The 18998-nt window shown below is 65.4% G+C and carries 16 protein-coding genes and 2 tRNA genes; 13 read left to right on the top strand and 5 right to left on the bottom strand.

Annotation, left to right across the window (positions count from 1 at the left end):
• Positions 1-96 precede the first annotated feature (96 nt).
• The 3 genes from ACP5M5_RS01775 to ACP5M5_RS01765 form a co-directional block, all read right to left on the bottom strand.
• Positions 97-345, bottom strand: coding sequence for a hypothetical protein (locus ACP5M5_RS01775; RefSeq protein ID WP_427935118.1), 249 nt, complete (start codon positions 343-345; stop codon positions 97-99).
• A gap of 193 nt (positions 346-538) precedes the next feature.
• Positions 539-1243: a haloacid dehalogenase type II gene (locus ACP5M5_RS01770; RefSeq protein WP_427935116.1), complete on the bottom strand. Its 705-nt coding sequence runs from the start codon at positions 1241-1243 to the stop codon at positions 539-541.
• Position 1244: 1 nt separating this feature from the next.
• Complete coding sequence (locus ACP5M5_RS01765; RefSeq protein ID WP_427935114.1) at positions 1245-2633, bottom strand: amidase; 1389 nt, start codon at positions 2631-2633, stop codon at positions 1245-1247.
• Between the two features lie 150 nt (positions 2634-2783).
• Here ACP5M5_RS01765 and ACP5M5_RS01760 point away from each other — a divergent pair, with 150 nt between their 5' ends.
• The 8 genes from ACP5M5_RS01760 to ACP5M5_RS01725 all read left to right on the top strand — a co-directional run bounded on the left by ACP5M5_RS01760 (position 2784) and on the right by ACP5M5_RS01725 (position 11754).
• Positions 2784-4538, top strand: coding sequence for a tetratricopeptide repeat protein (locus ACP5M5_RS01760; protein WP_427935113.1), 1755 nt, complete (start codon positions 2784-2786; stop codon positions 4536-4538).
• A complete protein-coding gene (locus tag ACP5M5_RS01755) occupies positions 4535-5395 on the top strand; it encodes a 4-(cytidine 5'-diphospho)-2-C-methyl-D-erythritol kinase (RefSeq protein ID WP_427935112.1) in 861 nt (286 codons plus the stop codon). Before ACP5M5_RS01760 ends, ACP5M5_RS01755 begins: the two co-directional genes overlap by 4 nt.
• 31 nt (positions 5396-5426) lie before the next feature.
• The gene (badI, locus tag ACP5M5_RS01750) at positions 5427-6209 is read left to right on the top strand and encodes a 2-ketocyclohexanecarboxyl-CoA hydrolase (RefSeq protein ID WP_427935111.1); all 783 of its coding nucleotides are present in this window, start codon (positions 5427-5429) and stop codon (positions 6207-6209) included.
• An 88-nt stretch (positions 6210-6297) separates the two neighbouring features.
• Positions 6298-6384, top strand: a tRNA-Leu gene (locus ACP5M5_RS01745).
• Positions 6385-6428: 44 nt separating this feature from the next.
• Positions 6429-7874 carry an NAD(P)H-hydrate dehydratase gene (locus ACP5M5_RS01740; RefSeq protein ID WP_427935110.1) on the top strand — a complete coding sequence of 482 codons (1446 nt, stop codon included), beginning with the start codon at positions 6429-6431 and terminating at the stop codon, positions 7872-7874.
• A 118-nt stretch (positions 7875-7992) separates the two neighbouring features.
• The gene (locus ACP5M5_RS01735; RefSeq protein WP_427935109.1) at positions 7993-9396 is read left to right on the top strand and encodes a malonyl-CoA decarboxylase; all 1404 of its coding nucleotides are present in this window, start codon (positions 7993-7995) and stop codon (positions 9394-9396) included.
• A gap of 65 nt (positions 9397-9461) precedes the next feature.
• Entirely contained in the window at positions 9462-10361 is a 900-nt protein-coding gene (locus tag ACP5M5_RS01730) for a lysophospholipid acyltransferase family protein (protein ID WP_427935125.1), read from the top strand.
• Between the two features lie 457 nt (positions 10362-10818).
• Positions 10819-11754 (top strand): crotonase/enoyl-CoA hydratase family protein, encoded by a 936-nt coding sequence (locus ACP5M5_RS01725; RefSeq protein ID WP_427935108.1) that lies wholly within the window; start codon positions 10819-10821, stop codon positions 11752-11754.
• Positions 11755-11847: 93 nt separating this feature from the next.
• Here ACP5M5_RS01725 and glnA read toward each other — a convergent pair whose 3' ends face one another.
• Both glnA and ACP5M5_RS01715 read right to left on the bottom strand, forming a co-directional pair.
• On the bottom strand, positions 11848-13281 hold the full coding sequence (gene glnA / locus ACP5M5_RS01720) for a type I glutamate--ammonia ligase (protein WP_427935107.1): 1434 nt from the start codon (positions 13279-13281) through the stop codon (positions 11848-11850).
• 220 nt (positions 13282-13501) lie between these two features.
• Positions 13502-13840: a P-II family nitrogen regulator gene (locus tag ACP5M5_RS01715; protein ID WP_114912168.1), complete on the bottom strand. Its 339-nt coding sequence runs from the start codon at positions 13838-13840 to the stop codon at positions 13502-13504.
• A 277-nt stretch (positions 13841-14117) separates the two neighbouring features.
• Here ACP5M5_RS01715 and ACP5M5_RS01710 point away from each other — a divergent pair, with 277 nt between their 5' ends.
• The 5 genes from ACP5M5_RS01710 to ACP5M5_RS01690 all read left to right on the top strand — a co-directional run bounded on the left by ACP5M5_RS01710 (position 14118) and on the right by ACP5M5_RS01690 (position 18998).
• On the top strand, positions 14118-15314 hold the full coding sequence (locus tag ACP5M5_RS01710) for an aminotransferase (protein WP_427935106.1): 1197 nt from the start codon (positions 14118-14120) through the stop codon (positions 15312-15314).
• A gap of 25 nt (positions 15315-15339) precedes the next feature.
• Positions 15340-15415, top strand: a tRNA-His gene (locus tag ACP5M5_RS01705).
• Between the two features lie 42 nt (positions 15416-15457).
• Positions 15458-16366, top strand: a complete 909-nt coding sequence (locus ACP5M5_RS01700) for a ferritin-like domain-containing protein (protein ID WP_427935105.1) — start codon at positions 15458-15460, stop codon at positions 16364-16366.
• A 71-nt stretch (positions 16367-16437) separates the two neighbouring features.
• On the top strand, positions 16438-17847 hold the full coding sequence (locus ACP5M5_RS01695) for a class II 3-deoxy-7-phosphoheptulonate synthase (protein WP_427935104.1): 1410 nt from the start codon (positions 16438-16440) through the stop codon (positions 17845-17847).
• Positions 17844-18998 carry a nicotinate phosphoribosyltransferase gene (locus ACP5M5_RS01690; RefSeq protein ID WP_427935103.1) on the top strand — a complete coding sequence of 385 codons (1155 nt, stop codon included), beginning with the start codon at positions 17844-17846 and terminating at the stop codon, positions 18996-18998. The genes ACP5M5_RS01695 and ACP5M5_RS01690 overlap by 4 nt, the downstream gene beginning before the upstream one ends.

Genomic DNA, 18998 nt, shown 5'->3' with positions numbered 1-18998 from the left:
ACATGCCACCGGGACCGCCTTTGTGATCCGAGACCCATAACAAAACGAGGGGGCTTTCGCCCCCTCGTTGGCGTCAGATCGGCGCTGATCGTGAGATCAGGCGTTGCCGTTTGGGCTGGCGCGCTGGGTTTCGGGCTTCTGGCCGTCATAGCCCTGGGCGGTCTGGAAGCTGTTGGCATCCATCTGCGGGGCGCGGCCCCAGGCCAGCGTCGCGGCGCGGTCGGTGCTCGTTGCCGGCGGCTTGCCGGCAGCCTGCTGCTGCAGGGAGGCCGGCGCCTGATGGACACCATGGCCAGACGCGGTGAGCGCGATGGCGGCAACGGCTGCGAATAGGAACTTACGCATGATCTTCTACCTTCTTCTTTCGTCGTGTGGTGGTCTGCCGCTCTGGCTGTCCACCTGACGCAGGCAGAGATAATAGCGCAGGTTATCACACGCAAGCTTATAAAAGCATGGCTGTGTTGCACCGCACACAAAAGCGCTGGGCTTGCCCTATCAGCACCGCCGCTCGACTCGGGCAGGCGGGCGCGGCGGCTGGCTATCGGAGCTTTTCCGCCAGCGCACCGACAGTTTCGGCAATTACGTCCCACCCCGCCTCGGCCTTGAGATCGCGTGTCTGGCCGGGGCCATATTCCTTTGGGCGCGGGATGAAGCCGGTTTTGAGGCCGCAAGCCCGCGCCGCCGCGAGATCGGAAGGGTGTGCCGCCGCCAGCATCACCGCGCCCGGCGGCAGCGCGAGGAGCGCACAGGCGCCGAGATAGGTTTCCGGGTCGGGCTTGTAGTGGCGGAAAAGATCGGCGCCGAAAATCACGTCGAAAGGCATCCCGCCAGATTTCGCGAGATCGACGAGCAGGGCGACCGGGCCATTGGAAAGCGTGCCGGTGATCGTTTTTTCACGCAATCGGGCGAGCCCGGCGACAGTATCGGGCCAGGGGCGCAACTGGTGCCAGAGCGAGACCATCCAGACGCGATCGGCCTCCGGGAGTGTTGCGAGGCCGAACCGCGGCAAAAGCTCATCGAGGCTCGTGCGGTGCAGCGCGTCGAGCCCCGTCCAGGCCAAAGCGCCGCTTCGCACACGCTGCATTGAGGGCTGATAGGCGCCGCGCCAGGCATCAACCAGCCCCGCCCAGTCAGCGTTGCGGCCGGTCCTCTCGCCATAGGCCGTCAACGCGGCGATCAGGCTGCCGCGCCAATCGACGAGGGTGCCGAAGACGTCGAACAGAACCGCCCGCACCGCGCCCATGTCAGCCCACCTCCGGCCATGCGCGGGATGGCGGGCGCAGCTTTTCCCAAAGGGCTGCGATCCGTAGAACGCCAATGTCATCAAAGCGCTGGCCGATAATTTGAAGGCCGATCGGCAATCCCTCCGCGCTATAGCCGGCATTAATCGAGACCGCCGGCTGCTCGGACATGTTGAAGGCGACGGTGAAGCCGATATGCTCGAAAGGGCGTTCGGGGTCGTTGCTCGGCGCCGGCAGTTCGGCGGCGAAGGCGGGCATCGGGGCGGTCGGGGAGAGGACGTAATCGACGCCTTCGAAGGCGCGCGTGGCGGCGGCGCGGATAGCCATGATCTGGCTCACGCCGTGATAGACGTCGAGCCCACTCGCGTTCGCGCCGCCTTCGGCCCAGGCGCGGATGAAGGGCAACACCTTCGCCGCGCGCGCGGCCGGCAGCGCCTTGATATCCGCCCAGGCCCGCACCCGCCAGAACATATCGAGCCCGGCCATCATCTCGGGCGTCAGAAACGGCGCCAGCGGGACGATCTCCGCCCCCTCGGCGGCGAAGCGCTCGGCCGCGCCGGTAACCGCCGCTTTGACCTCGGGTTCCACCGGAAAGCCGAAGCCGGCCTCCAGCATCAGGCCGAAGCGAAGCCCTTTGGGCGAAATCGCGAGGTCTTGCCAGGGAATATCGGCCGGCGGCAGGCTCATATGGTCGCGCCGGTCAGGGCGGCTCAGGATCGACATCATCAGCGCGGTATCGGCGACCGTCCGGGTCAAGGGCCCCGCGACGCGGCCGATATAGGGCGGGTCGATCGGCACGCGCCCGAGGCTTGGCTTCAGCCCGACGACGCCGCACCAGCCGGCCGGCAGCCGCACCGAGCCGCCGATATCGGTGCCGAGATGGAGCGGCCCATACCCCGCCGCCGCCGCCGCCGCCGCCCCGGCGCTCGAGCCGCCAGGATTGCGCGCGAGATTCCAGGGATTGCGGGTCAGCGGGTGAAAGCTCGAAAGCCCCGAGGACAGCATGCCGTAATCGGGCATCGTGGTCTTGCCGAGAATAACCGCCCCGGCTTCGCGCAGCCGCGCGGCGGGCGGCGCGTCAGCGGCGGCGGGGGTGAGGTCGCTCGCCGCGGTGCCGAGCGGCATCGGCACCCCCTTGGTCGCGACATTCTCCTTGATCGTCACCGGCACGCCATCAAGGGGGCCGAGCGCCGCGCCGCGCCCCCAGCGCGCCGCCGAAGCCCGCGCCGCCGCCCGCGCGCCTTCGGGATCATAGGCGTAGAGCGCGTGGAGATGGGGCTCGCGCACGGCGATTCGCGCTTCAACCGCCGCCAATACCTCGGGGGGCGAAAATTTTCCGGCAGCGAACCCAGCGGCAAGATCAACGGCGGTGAGATCGGCGAGATCAGACATGCGGGGCTCCCATTTCGAGGCATTTCTGTGAACACTCGCCGGCCAGAATGCGCCGGATGGCAAGACCGCTCAAGTCGGCCTCTGCCGGCGGATTTTGTGAACGGCGGGGGAGATAGCGCGCGCGCCGGCGGGCTGTTAGACTTGTTCTCCATGAACATATTCGTTGCCTTTTTTTCGCCGTTCCGGCCGCGCGCGGCCCTTCTGGCGATCACCCTGCTCTCAGCCTGCGCCGCCGGCAGCGCTGCTTTTCCGAGCGTCAATAATGCCACCGGCGATCAGGGCGGGGCTTACGGCAATTACCTCTCCGGTCAGTTCGCGCTGAGCCAAGGGGCGTTGGATATTGCCGCGAGCCGGCTGCTCGCAGCCCTCGCCGATGATCCCACCAACGGCCAGCTCTTGCGCCAGGCGTTTCTCGCCAATCTGCTGGCTGGGCGGCCGGAAGCGGTGCGGTTGGCGGTCAAGCTACCCGATAACGCCGCGGCCCAATTGCTGCTCGCCGACGAGGCCGCCCGCCAGGGGGACTGGGATTCGGCCAAGCAGCGCTATCTCGCCTTGCCGCATCAGGGGATTTCACAAATTCTTGAACCCCTGCTCGTCGCCTGGTCCGATATGGGCGCAGGCCATCCCGATGCCGCGCTCGCCATCCTGAAGCCTCTCACCGCCAATAAGAATCTCGGCGGCATTTACGCGCTCCACGCCGCCCTGATCGCCGATCTCGCCGGCCGTGACGCCGATGCCGGGCGCTATTACGACCAGGCCCAGACCGCGTTTGCCGCCCCCAATCTGCGTTTTGCGCAGATTCTCGCAAGCTGGCAGGCCCGCCAGGGCCAGATGGAGGAGGCGCGCCGCACCATCGCCAGCTTGCGCCAGGGCGACAGCGTGCTTTCGATGGCGGTGCCGGCGCTGGAATCGGATATCACCGAGCGGCCGGTCGCCAACGCGGTCGATGGCATCGCTGAAACCTATCTCGCGCTCGCGGCCTCCCTCCGCCAGCCGGAGACCGAGGATTTCTCCCTCCTCATCCTGCGCCTTGCGCTTGATCTCCGGCCGCGTTTCACGCCGGCGCGGCTTTTGCTCGCCGATATGCTGGACGATGGGGGACAGCCGGAAAACGCGCTCCAGACCTTGGCCTCGGTCCCCAATGACGCGCCGCTCGCCGGTCTGATCCAGCTTCGCCGCGCGACGATCGAAAATCAGCTCGGCCATACCGAGACCGCGATCGGCATTCTCCAAGGGCTTGCCAAGCAATTTCCGGATCGGCCCGAGCCGCTCGCGCAGCTCGGCGATCTCTATCGCGCCAAGGAGCAATTTCCCCAGGCGATCACCGCCTATGATGGCGCGATCGCGCGCATCGGGGACATGCAGCCGCGTGGTTGGATTCTGTTTTACGCCCGCGGCATTTGCTATGATCGGTCTCATCAATGGCCGAAGGCGCAAGCCGATTTCGAGCATGCCCTGCAGCTTTCGCCCGATCAGCCTTATGTCCTGAATTATCTCGGCTATTCCTGGGCCGAGCAGGGCACGCATCTCGCCGAGGCGCGCAAGCTGATCGAAAAGGCGGTCGCCATCCGCCCCAATGATGGCGCCATCATCGACAGTCTCGGCTGGGTGCTGCTGCGTCAGGGCAATACCGCCGGCGCCGTCCATTGGCTTGAGCGCGCGGTCGAGATGGAACCCGAGGACGCGACCATCAACGGCCATTTCGGCGATGCGCTCTGGGCCGCCGGGCGTAAGCTCGAGGCGACCTATCAGTGGCGCCTTGCTCTCACCTTTAAGCCCGATCCCGATGAGGCGGCGCGGATCGAGGCGCGGCTCAAGCAAGCGAACATCCCCGGCAATGGCACCGCCAACACCGCCGAACAGGTTGCGCCGCATCAGGAGAAAGCCCATGAGGGGGGTAATTGAGCGCGGATGCCGAATTCGCCCCGGCCAAGGTCAATCTTTACCTTCACGTCACCGGCCGGCGCGGCGATGGCTATCATCTGCTCGACAGTCTCGCGGTTTTTCCTGATATCGGCGACCGGCTGAGCGTGCGCCCGGCGCCGGCGCTGTCGCTCGAAGTCACGGGGCCGTTTGCCGCCGATCTTGCGGCGGGGGTGGATAATCTCGTCCTTGCAGCGGCGCGGGCGTTGGTCGCGAGCGGCCGAGAGGGGCCAGCGCAGGATGGGGCAGGGGCGGCGCTGACCCTCGAGAAAAATCTGCCGGTCGCCTCCGGTATCGGCGGCGGCTCGGCCGATGCCGCCGCGGCGCTCCGGCTGCTCGCCCGCTTTTGGGCGCGGGCGGGAGACCTTACGGCGATCGCGGCCCGGCTCGGCGCGGATGTGCCGGTCTGTCTCGGCGCGCGGGCGGCGCGGATGTCTGGGATCGGCACCGATCTCGCGCCGCCGCCGCGTCTCCCCGGGGCCGGAATCATTCTCGCCAACCCCGGTGTCGCGCTTTCGACCAAGGACGTGTTTGCCGCCCGGACTGGCACGTTTTGCGCTCCCCCCATCTTGCCCGCTGGCTGGGGCGATGCTGCCGCCATGGCCGCCGATCTCGCGACGCTCGGCAATGATCTCGAAGCGCCGGCGATCGCGCTTTGCCCGCATGTGGGCATCGTGCTGGCCGCTCTTCGCGCATTGCCCGGGGCGCTGCTCGCCCGTATGAGCGGCTCGGGGGCGACCTGTTTCGCGCTCTTCGCGACGGCCGCGGCGGCCCACGCCGCTGCCCGCGCGCTGCCGCAGGAGTGGTGGGTCAAGGCCGGGGGGTTGCCGCCAACCTGAGCGATGGCTCATCATGCAGGGGAGAAAAACCATGCCCTACGAAGACATCCTGTTTGCCGCGGCTGACGGCGTCGCCACCATCACCATCAACCGCCCGCAGGTGATGAACGCCTTTCGCGGCCGCACCTGTGAGGAGCTGATCGATGCCTTCAATCGCGCCGGCTGGGACAAGGCGATCGGTGTCATCGTGCTCACCGGCGCCGGCGACAAGGCATTCTGCACCGGCGGTGACCAATCCGCGCATGAGGGGCAATATGACGGGCGCGGCCTGATCGGCTTGCCGATCGAGGAGCTGCAATCGATCATCCGCGAGGTGCCCAAGCCGGTCATCGCGCGCGTTCAGGGCTATGCGATCGGCGGTGGCAACGTGCTGGCGACGCTCTGCGATCTCACCATCGCCTCCGAGCGGGCGCAGTTCGGCCAGGTCGGTCCCAAGGTCGGCTCGGTCGATCCCGGCTTCGGCACGGCCTATCTCGCACGCGCCGTCGGCGAGAAGAAGGCGCGTGAGATCTGGTACCTCTGCCGCCGCTACAGCGCCGCCGAGGCGCTGGCGATGGGGCTCGTCAACGCCGTCGTGCCGCATGACCAGCTCGACGCCGAAGTCGCGCGCTGGTGCGCAGAAATCATGGAGAAAAGTCCGACCGCCATCGCCATCGCCAAACGCAGCTTCAACGCTGACACCGACGCTATCCGCGGCATCAGCGGCATGGGGATGCAGGCGCTCACGCTCTATTACGCGAGCGCGGAGTCAAAGGAAGGCGTGCGCGCCTTCAACGAGAAGCGCAAGCCCGAATTCCGCAAATATCAGAAATAGCGGCGCCGCTGCGGCGGACCTTGCCGGAACAGCGCGCTTTGCGCCTGGGCTTGGCAGTGCCGCTCGGCCTCGGTATAGGAATCGCGGCGCGGGCGTGGCGGAACTGGTAGACGCAGCGGACTCAAAATTCGCCGTCCTTACGGATATGTCGGTTCGAGTCCGACCGCCCGCACCAAAAATCCTCTCCTCCGGCCGGCCCAGTGATGGCAGGATGCCGTCATGCTCGATGCCCGCCATCTTCCCCGCCACTTACCCCCGCCGGAATTGCTCGATCCGGCGGCGATGGCGCGCGCTGATCAGGCGGCGATCGCGGCCGGAATCTCTGGGTTCACGCTGATGGAAGCGGCGGGGAGGGCGGTTGCGCGCGCGATACGGCAGCGTTTCGCGCCGGCGCGGGTCTTGGTGTTGGCCGGGCCCGGCAATAACGGCGGCGATGGCTATGTCGCCGCGCGGCTGTTGCAGCGGGCGGGCTGGCCGGTCCGGCTCGCGGCCCTCGCCCCACCCGGCGCCGGGAGCGATGCCGCGCGCGCCGCGGCAGACTGGTCCGGCCCGATGGCGCCGTTCACGCCAGAGTCGGCGGCGGCGGCGGATTTAGTGGTCGATGCGGTGTTCGGCGCCGGGCTCTCGCGACCGCTTGCGGCAACCGTCGCCGCGACCCTGGCGGCCGCGCGGAACCGCGTCGCCATCGATGTCCCGAGCGGGCTCGACGGGGGAACGGGGGCGGCGCGCGGCGAAGTTTCACCGGCGGCGCTCACGGTCACTTTCTTTCGTTTGAAGCCCGGCCATCTTTTGCTGCCCGGGCGGACATTGTGCGGCGAGATCGTGCTCGCCGATATTGGCCTTCCGGTGTCGGTGCTCGGCGCGGTCGCGGCGAGCGCGCTCCTCAATCAGCCCGCTCTCTGGCGGCTGCGGCGGCCAGGGGCGAGCGATCACAAATATCGCCGTGGCACCGTCGCCGTTATCGCCGGCGAGATGGCGGGTGCCGCTCTGCTCGCGGCTGAGGCGGCGCGGCGGATCGGCGCCGGGCTGGTTTCCATCCAAGCGCTTGCGCCGCTACAGGGGGTGGCGCCGGGGCTGATCCTTCGCCACGCACCGCTCAGCGACATTCGCGCCGACGTGGTCGTTTGTGGCCCCGGGCTCGGGGTTGCGACCGCGCGGGTGCAGCTTCCGGCGGTATTGCGCGCGGGGCGGCAGGTGGTTGCCGACGCCGATACCCTGACCGCTTGCGCCGGGCAGCCCGAAGCGCTGCGCGGCGCTGCTGTACTGACCCCGCATGAAGGGGAGTTCGCCCGCGTCTTCGGCCCGGTTGGCGCCGACCGGCTGGGGGCTGCGCGGCGGGCGGCAGCGCTGAGCGGCGCCGTCATCGTGCTCAAGGGCGCCGATACCGTCGTCGCGGCGCCGGATGGGCGGGCGGCGATCAATGCCTCCGCCCCGCCGGCGCTCGCAACCGCCGGCAGCGGCGATGTGCTCGCCGGCATGATCGGCGGGCTGCTCGCGCAGGGCTTGACGGCGTTCGAGGCGGCGCTTGCCGCGGTTTGGCTCCATGGCCGCGCCGGCGCGCTGATCGGGCGGGGATTGGTCGCCGAGGATCTGCTGGCGGCGCTGGCGCCGGCACTCGCCGAAGCAGACGAAGTGAGTGCTCTCAGCCCCGATAGACCCGTTTGACGCTAACACATGGCTGTCGCTTCATCGCGGCGTGGGTTATGATGAGAGGGTTTAGCCGGAGGATCGTCGATGCTGCCAAACCCGATCTTGACCCGCGACCATGTGACGGATGAGCGCGATGAATGAAATTGCCGCCCAGGTCGGGCTCTTTGACCGCGCCCTTCGTCGGATCGCCAATGTCTGGCGCGAGATGGGCGCGAGTGTCGGGCGCGAAGCCGATGACAGCATCGCCGGCCAGATGCGGGCCTGTCTCGCCGGACGTGGCGGCGAGGTCAGCGCGCGCAACCGCGCCGCCAAGCTCGCCCAGACCTATCTGCTGCTGGATGACGCGGGGCGGCGCGAGTTTCTCCGCACACTCGCCAGCTTCGATGTCGACGCCAAGGCGCTGAACACTGCCTATGAGGCAATGCGCGGCGCCGACGACCCGGCAAAGCTGGTGCGCGCGCGCGCCGACCTTCGCCGGGTGCTGGAGCCGCCGCGCACACGGCTTCTGACCCAGTTCGCGAGCATCCCGGACGGGGTCAAATTCCTCGTCGATCTGCGCGCCTCGCTGCTCGATCTCGGCCGCGACGACCCCCATCTCGCCGGGCTCGAGTATGATCTCAAGCATCTGCTCGAACATTGGTTTGATCTCGGCTTTCTCGAATTGCAGCGCATCGACTGGAGCAGCCCGGCGCTGCTGCTTGAACGCCTCGCCGGGTATGAGGCGGTCCATGAGATCCGCTCCTGGCGCGATCTCAAGAACCGGCTCGATTCGGATCGCCGTTGCTATGCCTTCTTTCATCCGCGGATGAAATTGGAGCCGTTGATTTTCGTCGAGGTCGCGCTGGTCAGCGGGCTCGCCAACAACGTCCAGGTTCTGCTTGACCCCAAATCTCCCGGCGCCGATCCCCATGCCGCCGATACCGCAATTTTCTATTCGATCAGCAATTGCCAGCGCGGCCTTGCCGGCATCAGTTTTGGCAATTTCCTGATCAAGCAGGTGGTCGAGCTGTTATCTCAGGAATTTCGTAATATCAAAACCTTCGCGACACTTTCGCCGATTCCGGGCTTCCGCCGCTGGCTCGATGCCAGGCTCGCCGATCCCGATGGCGGGGCGCTTTTGCCGGAAGAAGAAGCGGCCAATCTGCTGAAAGCCTTGCCGGGCGAGAAAACCGCACAGGCGACCCTCACTGCCGCTCTCAAGCGGCGTGGCTGGCAACGTGACCCGGTGGTCACGAAAGCCTTGGAGCCCGCGTTAACAAGGCTTTGCGGGCGCTACCTCCTGCTCGAGAGCAATCCGCGCCAGCCTCGCCGGGCGCTCGACCCGGTGGCGCATTTCCACCTCTCCAATGGCGCCCGCATCGAGCGCCTCAACATGCTTGGCGATCTCTCCGAACGCGGGGTGAAGGAAAGCGCGACGCTGATGGTCAATTACCTTTATGATCCGGCCAAAATCGAGGCTTATCATGAGGATTACGCCGGGGAGGGCAAACGCAACGCCTCGACGTCGGTGCGACGCCTCGCGCGCGGCTGGAACTGAGCGGGTAGATAAAATCCGACATCTCTCATAATGCGCTTGATATTGAATGATTTTTGACTGAATCGATGCGCTGGCTCGATTTCCTGGAATATGTCGGCGCCCGGCTGCTGCTCGCGCTGTTGCGATCGCTGGGGCCGGTTGCTGCGAGTAATGTCGCAGGCCGTCTCGCGCGTTGGCTCGGGCCGCTGCTCCCGGTCTCGCGGGTCGCAAACCGCAATCTCCGCGCCGCGATGCCGGGCCTGCCCCGCGCCGAACGCCGGCGCCTGATCCGCGCGGTATGGGAGAATCTCGGCCGCACGGTTGGCGAATTGCCGCATCTCGCATCGCTCGATGTCACCGCCGAGGGGCCGGGGTTCGCGGTCGAAGGGGCCGAGCATCTTCGCTCCGGGCCGGCGATCTACATTTCCGCCCATTACGGTAACTGGGAAGCGCTGCCGGTCATCGTCGCGCGCAGCGGGTATCTCTTTTCGTCCTTCTATCGCGCGGCACGGAACGCCCGGGTGGACGCGCTGATCCAAGCGCTTCGTCTCACCGCACTCCGCGGCGAAGTGCCGATGTTTCCGAAAGGGTCGGCTGGCGCGCGCGGCGCCGTCGCCCATCTCGCGGGCGGCGGTGCGATCGGCATGCTGCTCGACCAGAAGCTCAATGACGGCATCGAAGTGCCGTTTCTCGGCCTGCCGGCGATGACCGCGCCGGCTGCCGCCGTTTTCGCGCTCCGCTACCGCTATCCGGTCATTCCCGGGCGCATCGAGCGCGAGGCGCCGGCGCGGCTGCGCCTGATCGTCGAGGCGCCGCTCAGCCTGCCCGATTCGGGCGATCGCGAGGCCGATATCCGCACCTTGACCAGCGACATCAACGCCCGGTTTGGCGCCTGGATCAGCGCCAATCCCGGCGCCTGGCTATGGCTGCATCGACGCTGGGCGAAGGAGACCATCGATGCGGCCTTGAGGCACGCCGGCGCATAACTAAGCGCCCCAACCACCCCTGCATGGGGTCGCGAGATCCTTCCGTTATTTTCTGACGTCAGCGCTGTGCGGCGTTCGTCATCATAAACAAATAAATTAAAAAAATAATAATTTATAGAACAGAATAAAAATTTTGAACCAATTCTCATGGGTGCATTTGTCCGTTCCCGCACGATTGTATAATTTTTGTAAATTTCGCTTTTTATACGAAATTATTGAGGTAGTATTTATTTTTTTTTGATTTCATTTTAATTAAAATCGCCTATAACGAGTTACATATTAGGCAAATATACGCATAAGCTGCGTCATAACGAATACCGCCAACTCAAGGTTTAAAGTTCTGGTAACGAACCTGGTATTGGCGTCAAAATGCGCGCAATCCGCCAACCGGTCGCAGGCGGACCGTTCTGACGCCAAAACCTGGCATATCCCCTCAATCTCCGCAGGAGTTCGCACCATGACCTTTCAAACCAAACCCGCCTTCAGCCGCGACACCGACTCTTCGATCGCCGCTCAGAACGGGGAGCCCACGCCCCTGACCCATCTCGATCAGGAAATCGACGAAGCCAATGCCGCCCTGTGGTGCTTTATCCGCCGCGATTCCCATCCGTATTTTTCCGCCTCCCTGCTCCACGACGTCGCGGCGATGCAGACGGCAATGCCGCGTCTGCAGGCGGCGCGACGAGACGCCGGGCGGGCACCGCTTCGCTATTATATTAGCGGCTCGCGCATCCCCGGCGTGTTCAATCTCGGCGGCGATCTCGCGCTGTTCATCAACGCGATTCGGGCCAACGATCGCCAAGGGCTGCGCGCCTATGCACGGCTCTGCATCGAGGTTGCCTATAATATCCACACCGCCTTCCATCTGCCGATGATCACGATAAGCTTGGTTCAAGGCGAAGCGCTCGGCGGCGGTTTCGAGGCGGCGCTGTCGGCGGATGTGATCGTCGCCGAACGGAGTGCCCGTTTCGGCCTGCCGGAAGTGCTGTTCAATCTCTTCCCCGGCATGGGCGCGATGGGCTTCCTCTCACGCCGGATGGACGCGGCGCGGGCGGAAAAAATGATCCTCTCTGGCCGGGTCTATACCGCCGCCGAGATGGAGACGATGGGCATCGTTGACATCGTCGCCGAAGACGGGTTCGGCGAGGAAGCGGTGCGTGACTATATCGCCCACGACCAACGTCGCCACAACGCCCATTACGCGATCTGCCAAGCGCGCCGGCGGGTCAATCCCGTGACGTTCGAGGAATTGAACGACATCACCGATCTCTGGGTCGATGCGGCGTTGCGGCTGGAAGAGAGTGATCTCCGCCGCATGGCCCGCTTGGTTTCCGCGCAAGCGCGGCGCCTAGGGATAACTGACACCAGGCCGGCGCAGGTGGCGGCGGAGTAAGCGCGATCCGGGGTCACGGCTGGGGTATCTGAGACGAAGAAAAGGCGCCCCCGGCAAGGCCAGAGGCGCCTTTTTTATCCGGTTGTCGAAAGGTCAGACCGAGTAATACATCTCGAACTCGACCGGGTGCGGCGTGTGCTCGAAACGGAAGACCTCGGTCCATTTCAGCTCGATATAGCTCTCGATCTGGTCCTTGCTGAAGACATCGCCGGCGAGCAAGAACTCGTGATCGGCGGCCAGCGCCCCGAGCGCCTCACGCAACGAACCGCACACCGTCGGAATGCCCTTCAGCTCCTCGGGCGGCAGGTCGTAGAGATCCTTGTCCATCGGGTCGCCGGGATGGATCTTGTTGCGGATTCCATCGAGGCCGGCCATCAGCATCGCCGCGAAGGCGAGATAAGGATTGGCGGCGGGATCGGGGAAACGCACCTCAACACGCTTGGCCTTGGGGCTGGTCGCATACGGGATGCGGCAGGACGCGGAGCGGTTGCGCGCCGAATAGGCGAGCAGCACCGGCGCTTCGAAACCCGGGATCAAGCGCTTGTAGCTGTTGGTTGAAGGATTGGTGAAGGCATTGATCGCCTTGGCGTGCTTGATGATGCCGCCGATGTAATAAAGCGCCGTTTCCGAAAGATCGGCATAGCCATTGCCTGCGAAAAGCGGCTTGCCCGCCTTCCAGATCGACTGATGCACATGCATGCCAGAGCCGTTATCGCCATAAATCGGCTTGGGCATGAAAGTCGCCGTCTTGCCGTAGCTGTGGGCGACGTTGTGGATGCAGTATTTGTAGATCTGCAGATGGTCAGCCATGCGCACGAGCGGGCCGAATTTCATGCCCAATTCATGCTGGGACTGCGCCACCTCGTGGTGATGCTTCTCGATGATGACCCCCATCTCGCCCATCGTTGAGAGCATTTCGGCACGGAGATCGCTTTCGCTATCGACCGGCGGCACCGGGAAATAGCCGCCCTTGATCCCCGGGCGGTGGCCCATATTGCCTTCCGGATAGTCTTTCATCGAGGCTTGCGGGCCTTCGGTCGAATCGAGCTGATAGCAGCCGTAATTGCCGCCGGTGCCGAATTTCACGTTGTCGAACACGAAGAATTCGGCTTCCGGCCCGAACGAGGCGGTATCGCCGATACCGGTTGCGCGGAGATAGGCCTCGGCTTTCTTTGCCGTGCTGCGCGGGTCGCGGTGATAGGCTTGGCCGGTCGAGGGCTCGACGATGTCGCAAAACAGAATGAGCGACGGCTTGGCCGCGAACGGGTCCATCACCGCGGTCGCCGCATCCGGCATCAGGATCATGTCGCTTTCGTTGATCACCTTCCAGCCGGCGATCGAGGAGCCGTCAAACATGATCCCGTCGCGGAACACGTCCTCGTCGATAGTGGAGACATGCTGCGCCGTGTGCTGCCACTTACCGCGCGGATCGGTGAAGCGGAGATCGACATATTCGACGGAGTGCTCCTTGAGCATCTCCATCACCTTGTCCACGCCGCTCGCGGCTTCTGGGGCCTTCTTCGCCATAGTTTTTTTTAACCCTTTCTCATGGTTTGCTGGAGCCGAGTTTGCCATGCGCCGGTCTCGCCGGCAGCCTGACGATGTCGTTGTCGTGATTCCGTGGTCGTGACGCTTGGATCGGGGGGTGGGCGCGCCGGTGACGCCGGTGCTTGGGGTCAGAAAGTTTAGACGGTTCGCAGGCCAACGCAAAGCTGGATCGCGGCAGCGGCGCCATTGCGCTGGCGCCTCAAATCGCCTCTTCGCCGCGTTCGCCGGTGCGAATGCGGATCACCTCCTCGATCGTGCTGATAAAAATTTTGCCATCGCCGATCCGCCCGGTGCGGGCGGCATTCATGATCGCCTCCACCGCGCGCTCGACGATGTCATCTTGGCAGACCACCTCGATCTTCACCTTGGGCAGGAAATCGACCACGTATTCGGCCCCGCGATAAAGCTCGGTATGGCCTTTCTGGCGGCCGAAACCCTTGGCTTCGAGCACCGTGATGCCTTGCAGCCCGACCTCGTGCAGCGCCTCCTTCACTTCGTCGAGCTTGAACGGTTTGATGACGGCTTCGATCTTTTTCATGCGTTCCACCGGTTCGGGCTGCGCCACGCGGCAAGGAGGGCGTAACCCGAGACCCCTCCCGCGCGGCGCAGACTAGCAGATAGGACGAGTAGATTGCACGTCTCGTGCCAAGCCGGCAATCGCCCGCGCATGCGCTCTTGCCGCCATCCCCGCCGCTATGGCCGCCGCGCGCGAGGATGCATCTTGGGCGGCACGCCTAAATTTCGGGCAGATGCCATCTTGGCGGCGCGGCGCGGGCTCGGCATAGTCCCCGCCACGTTGAGGAAAAAAAACATCGATGAAAGCCCTGAACTCGCTCCTTGCCGCCACCGAGACGACGATTTTCACGGTGATGTCGGCGCTCGCCACTGCCCATGGTGCGATCAATCTCGGCCAGGGTTTTCCCGATACTGACGGGCCGGAGGATGTCATCGCCGCCGCCGCCGCCGCGCTGCTTGACCAGCGCAACCAATACCCGCCGCTCGCCGGTGTGCCCGAACTCCGCGCCGCCGTGGCGGACGCCAATCGGCGCTTTTACGGCCTTGCGGTCGATCCGGCGCGCGAAGTGGTGGTGACCTCGGGGGCAACCGAGGCGATCACTGCTTGCCTCATGGCGGTTCTCGATCCTGGCGACGAGGTGGTGCTGATCGAGCCGCTTTACGACACCTATCTCCCTGTCGCGCGGCTCCTCGGCGCGGTGCCGCGGCTGGTGCGGCTTTCGCCGCCGGATTGGACGCTGCCACGCGCTGCGCTCGCCGCCGCCTTCGGCCCGCGCACCAAGGCGATCCTGCTCAATTCGCCGATGAATCCGACCGGGAAAGTGTTCAGCGCCGACGAACTCGGCTTCATCGCCGGGCTGCTGCAACGCCATGACGCCTATGCGATATGCGATGAGGTCTATGAGCATTTGGTGTTCGATGGCCATCGCCATATCCCCCTGATGACGCTGCCCGGCCTGCGCGAGCGGGTGATGCGGATCGGTAGCGCCGGCAAGACTTTCAGCCTGACCGGCTGGAAGGTGGGCTACGTCACCGCCGCCGCCGCGATCGCCGAAATCATCGCCAAGGCGCACCAAAATCTCACTTTCACGACCCCCCCCAATCTTCAGCGCGCGGTCGCCGTCGGGCTCGCCAAGCAGGAGTCCTATTTTGCGTCCCTCAGCGCCGATCTCGCCGCCCGGCGCGACCGCCTCGCCGCCGGGCTGGAAAAGTTCGGGATGCGCGTGCTCGCAACCCACGGTAGCTATTTTCTCATCGCCGATGTCTCGGCGCTCGGCTTTCCCGGCGATGACGTTGCGTTTTGCCGCCATATCACCGAGGCGGCCGGGGTCGCGGCGATCCCGGTTTCGGCCTTCTATGCCAGTGGGCCGCCGGAAAATTACGTCCGCTTCGCGTTCTGCAAGCGCCCCGAGATATTGGATGCGGCGATCTCGCGGCTCGCGACCCATTTCGCGCGCCAAAGCCACGCACCGGCGGCGTTGACGGGAGCCAAGTGATCGGCCTAAACGGCGGGCAGGGATGGCGGGCGTAGCTCAGTTGGTAGAGCGCCAGGTTGTGGTCTTGGATGCCGTGGGTTCGAGTCCCATCGCTCGCCCCATCCCCCGCCCGGGCCGAGGGCGGCGATCAAGGATTTTTTCCCATGACCGATAGCGCTCTCATCGAAGCCGCCGATCACGCCGCGCGGCACTGGCAGTATGACATTCCCGGCCGGCTCGATCGCGGCGGCGACGAGTATATGCGAATGATGAGCCGCATGCTGCTCGACACGTTCAACCCCTACAAGCCGGCGGTGATCGAATGGCCGAAGCTCGATGACGAAGCGCGCCAGCGCCTGATCTCCCTGCCGATCTGGGATATCGCCGTCCAGACCGAAGGCAAGGCGCGGCTCCGCATTCTCGCTTTCGCCCAGCGTGTCACCGCCCAGCCGCTCCGCGAGGCGCTGGAGCGCATGGCATTCGAGGAAAACCGGCACAAGGAGGTGCTGTCCCATCTCGTCGCCGCCTACGGCATCACGCTCGCCCCCGAGCCCGACTATGTTGCCCCGCGCGATCCGGAATGGGCCTTCATGGTCACCGGCTATTCGGAATGCATCGATAGTTTCTTCGCCTTCGGCCTGTTCGAACTCGCCCGCCGCTCCGGCTTCTTTCCGCCCGAGCTGGTCGAGACCTTCGAGCCGGTGATCCAGGAAGAAGGCCGCCATATCCTGTTCTTCATGAACTGGATCACCTGGTACAAGCGCCGCATGCCGCTTTGGCGGCGGCCCTGGTTCCTGCTCAAGACCGCCGCCGTGTGGGCGTTCTTGGTCTGGGAGCGGATCGGCATCGCGCGTGACGTCAACGGCACGCCACAGGACGCCAATTTCACCGCCAAGGGCTCGGAAGCCGTCGCCGGCGAGATCGATCCGGCGGAATTGCTCGATATTTGTCTTGCCGAAAACGATCGCCGGCTTTCCGGCTATGATCCGCGCCTGATCAAGCCCACCACCGTGCCCCGCCTGGCCCGTATCGGCCGGCGCTTCATGCGCCGCCGCGCGCCGCGGCGCGGATGATGGGCCAGTTGCCGCGGCGGCGGAAAGGCTTTACGCCTTCGGGCGATGGCATTTCGTGATTTGGGTGGATGATGGCTGAAAATTCCCCGCTGTCTCCTGCTTCCCGCTGGACGCCCGAGAGCTGGCGGGCGCGGCCGATCTGGCAGACGCCGATCTATCCCGACGCGACTAGGCTCGCCGCTGTCGAGCAGCGGCTCACGCGCTATCCGCCGCTGGTGTTCGCGGGCGAGGCGCGGCGACTGCGCGCCGCCCTCGGCGAGGCGGCCGGCGGGCGGGCCTTCGTGCTGCAAGGCGGCGATTGCGCCGAAAGCTTCGCCGATTTCACCGCCAACGTCATCCGCGACACGTTCCGCATCCTTCTGCAAATGGCGGTGGTGCTGACCTTCGGCGCCCGCGTGCCGGTGGTAAAACTCGGTCGCATGGCCGGGCAATACGCCAAGCCGCGCAGTTCCGACACCGAAACCCAAGACGGCGTGACGCTGCCGAGCTATCGCGGCGACAACATCAATGGCGCGGAATTCACCCAGGAGGCGCGGATTCCCGATCCCGCGCGGATGGAAGCCGGCTATTTTCAGTCCGCCGGCACGCTCAATCTGCTGCGCGCCTTCGCCTCCGGCGGCTATGCCGATCTGCATCAGGTGCATCGCTGGAATCTCGACTTCGTCGAGCGCTCGCCACTTGCCGCGCGCTATCGCGACCTTGCCGCGCGGATCGACGAGACCCTCGGCTTCATGGCCGCCTGCGGCATGACCAGCGCGACCACGCCGCAGATCCGCGAGACCGATTTCTACACCAGCCACGAGGCCCTGCTCCTTCCTTACGAACAGGCGCTGACCCGGGTCGATTCGACGACCGGGGATTGGTACGCCTGTTCGGCGCATTTCCTCTGGATCGGCGACCGCACCCGCCAGCCCGACGGCGCCCATGTCGAGTTCCTGCGCGGGGTGAAAAACCCGATCGGCCTCAAGGTCGGCCCGTCGATGGCGCCGGACGAACTGGTGCGGCTGATCGAAATCCTCAATCCCGAGGCAAGTCCCGGCCGCCTTACCCTGATTACCCGCATGGGGGCGGAAAAAATTGCGGCGAAATTGCCGCCGCTGGTGCGCGCGGTGAAAAGCGCCGGCATGCCGGTGCTCTGGGTTTGCGATCCGATGCACGGCAACACCATCACCACCGCGAGCCGCGTCAAGACCCGCAGCTTCGATGCGATTCTCGCCGAGGTGCGTGGCTTCTTCGACGTCCACCAGGCGGAGGGCACGCATCCGGGAGGGGTGCATGTGGAAATGACCGGCCAGAACGTCACCGAATGTGTGGGCGGCGCGCATCAGCTCACCGAGGCTGATCTCGGCGTCCGCTACGAAACCTTTTGCGACCCGAGGCTCAATGCCGGCCAGTCGCTCGAACTCGCTTTCCTGCTCGCCGCCGAGCTGCAGGCGCGCCGCGCTGGCCTCGACCCCGCCCCGGCGGTCGCTGCGCAATGAGCGAAACCGCTCCGGGCGCGGCGCTCGAGCGCGACATCGCGGCCCGCACCGACAGCTATTTCAACCGCACCCGCGAGATCGCGATGCGCTTCGGCGATGCCCGCGTGACCTACGCGCTCTTTCTCCGCCGCCCGGTGATTTCGGCGCCGCGCCTGATGATCGACTGGCTGCATGCGGTTGAGCGCGCGCGCGCCACGCGCTTTGAGATCGAGTTGCTGCACCCGGAGGGCACCTGGGTCGGCGCCGGCGAGCCGATCGCCTATCTCAGCGGCAGCTTGATCCAGCTCGCCGATCTCGAAACCCTATTTCTCCAGAAACTCGGCCCGCCCTGTGTCGCCGCGCATAATGCGTATCAGATGAGCCTGGCACTCCCGGAAATCGGCTTTCTCGCCATGGAAGCGCGGCATTGCGCAGGCGCCGAGATGCAGGAGATGATGGCCTACGCCGCCGCCATCGGCAGCGAGGCGGCCAAGCGCGAGGGGGCGCGCGGCTTCATCGGCAACGCCAATGACGCGACGGCGCATTGGTTCGGCAATGCGCGCGGGCTTGGCACCATGCCGCATGCATTGATTGGGTATGCCGGCTCGACGTTGCGCGCCGCCGAGATGTTCCGCGCGACATACCCCGACGAAAACCTCACTGTGCTCGTCGATTATTTCGGCCGCGAGATCACCGACGCGCTCGAAATCTGCCATCATTTCGCCGATCTCGCGGCCAGCGGCGCGCTCGCCGTGCGGCTCGATACCCATGGCGGGCGCTTTATCGAGGGGCTCGATCCCGGCGAGAGCTATGCGGTGCTCGAACGTCACGCCCCCGGCGCCATTCGCCGCTATCGCAGCGATGCCGAACTTCGCTCGCTGATCGGCACCGGGGTTTCTGCGGCGGCGATCTGGCGGATGCGCGAAGCGCTGGATGAGGCGGGATTTCGGCGCGTACGGATCATCGTCTCATCGGGTTTCACGGTCGAGAAATGCCGCGTCATGGCCGATGCGAAAGCTCCCATTGATCTCGTCGGTACCGGGAGTTTCATTCCCGATGCCTGGAGCGAAACCTACGCCACCGCCGATGTCATTGAATATAACGGTATTCCCCGGGTGAAGCTCGGGCGCGAATTCCTCCTTCGCCGCAAGGCTACCGGCGAGCCGGGCTGA

Source organism: Acidibrevibacterium sp., assembly GCF_049965395.1.
Classification (GTDB): Bacteria; Pseudomonadota; Alphaproteobacteria; order Acetobacterales; family Acetobacteraceae; genus Acidibrevibacterium; species Acidibrevibacterium fodinaquatile.
The sequence above is the reverse complement of the archived record's forward strand: the minus strand, read 5'-3'. Positions and strand labels throughout refer to the sequence as shown.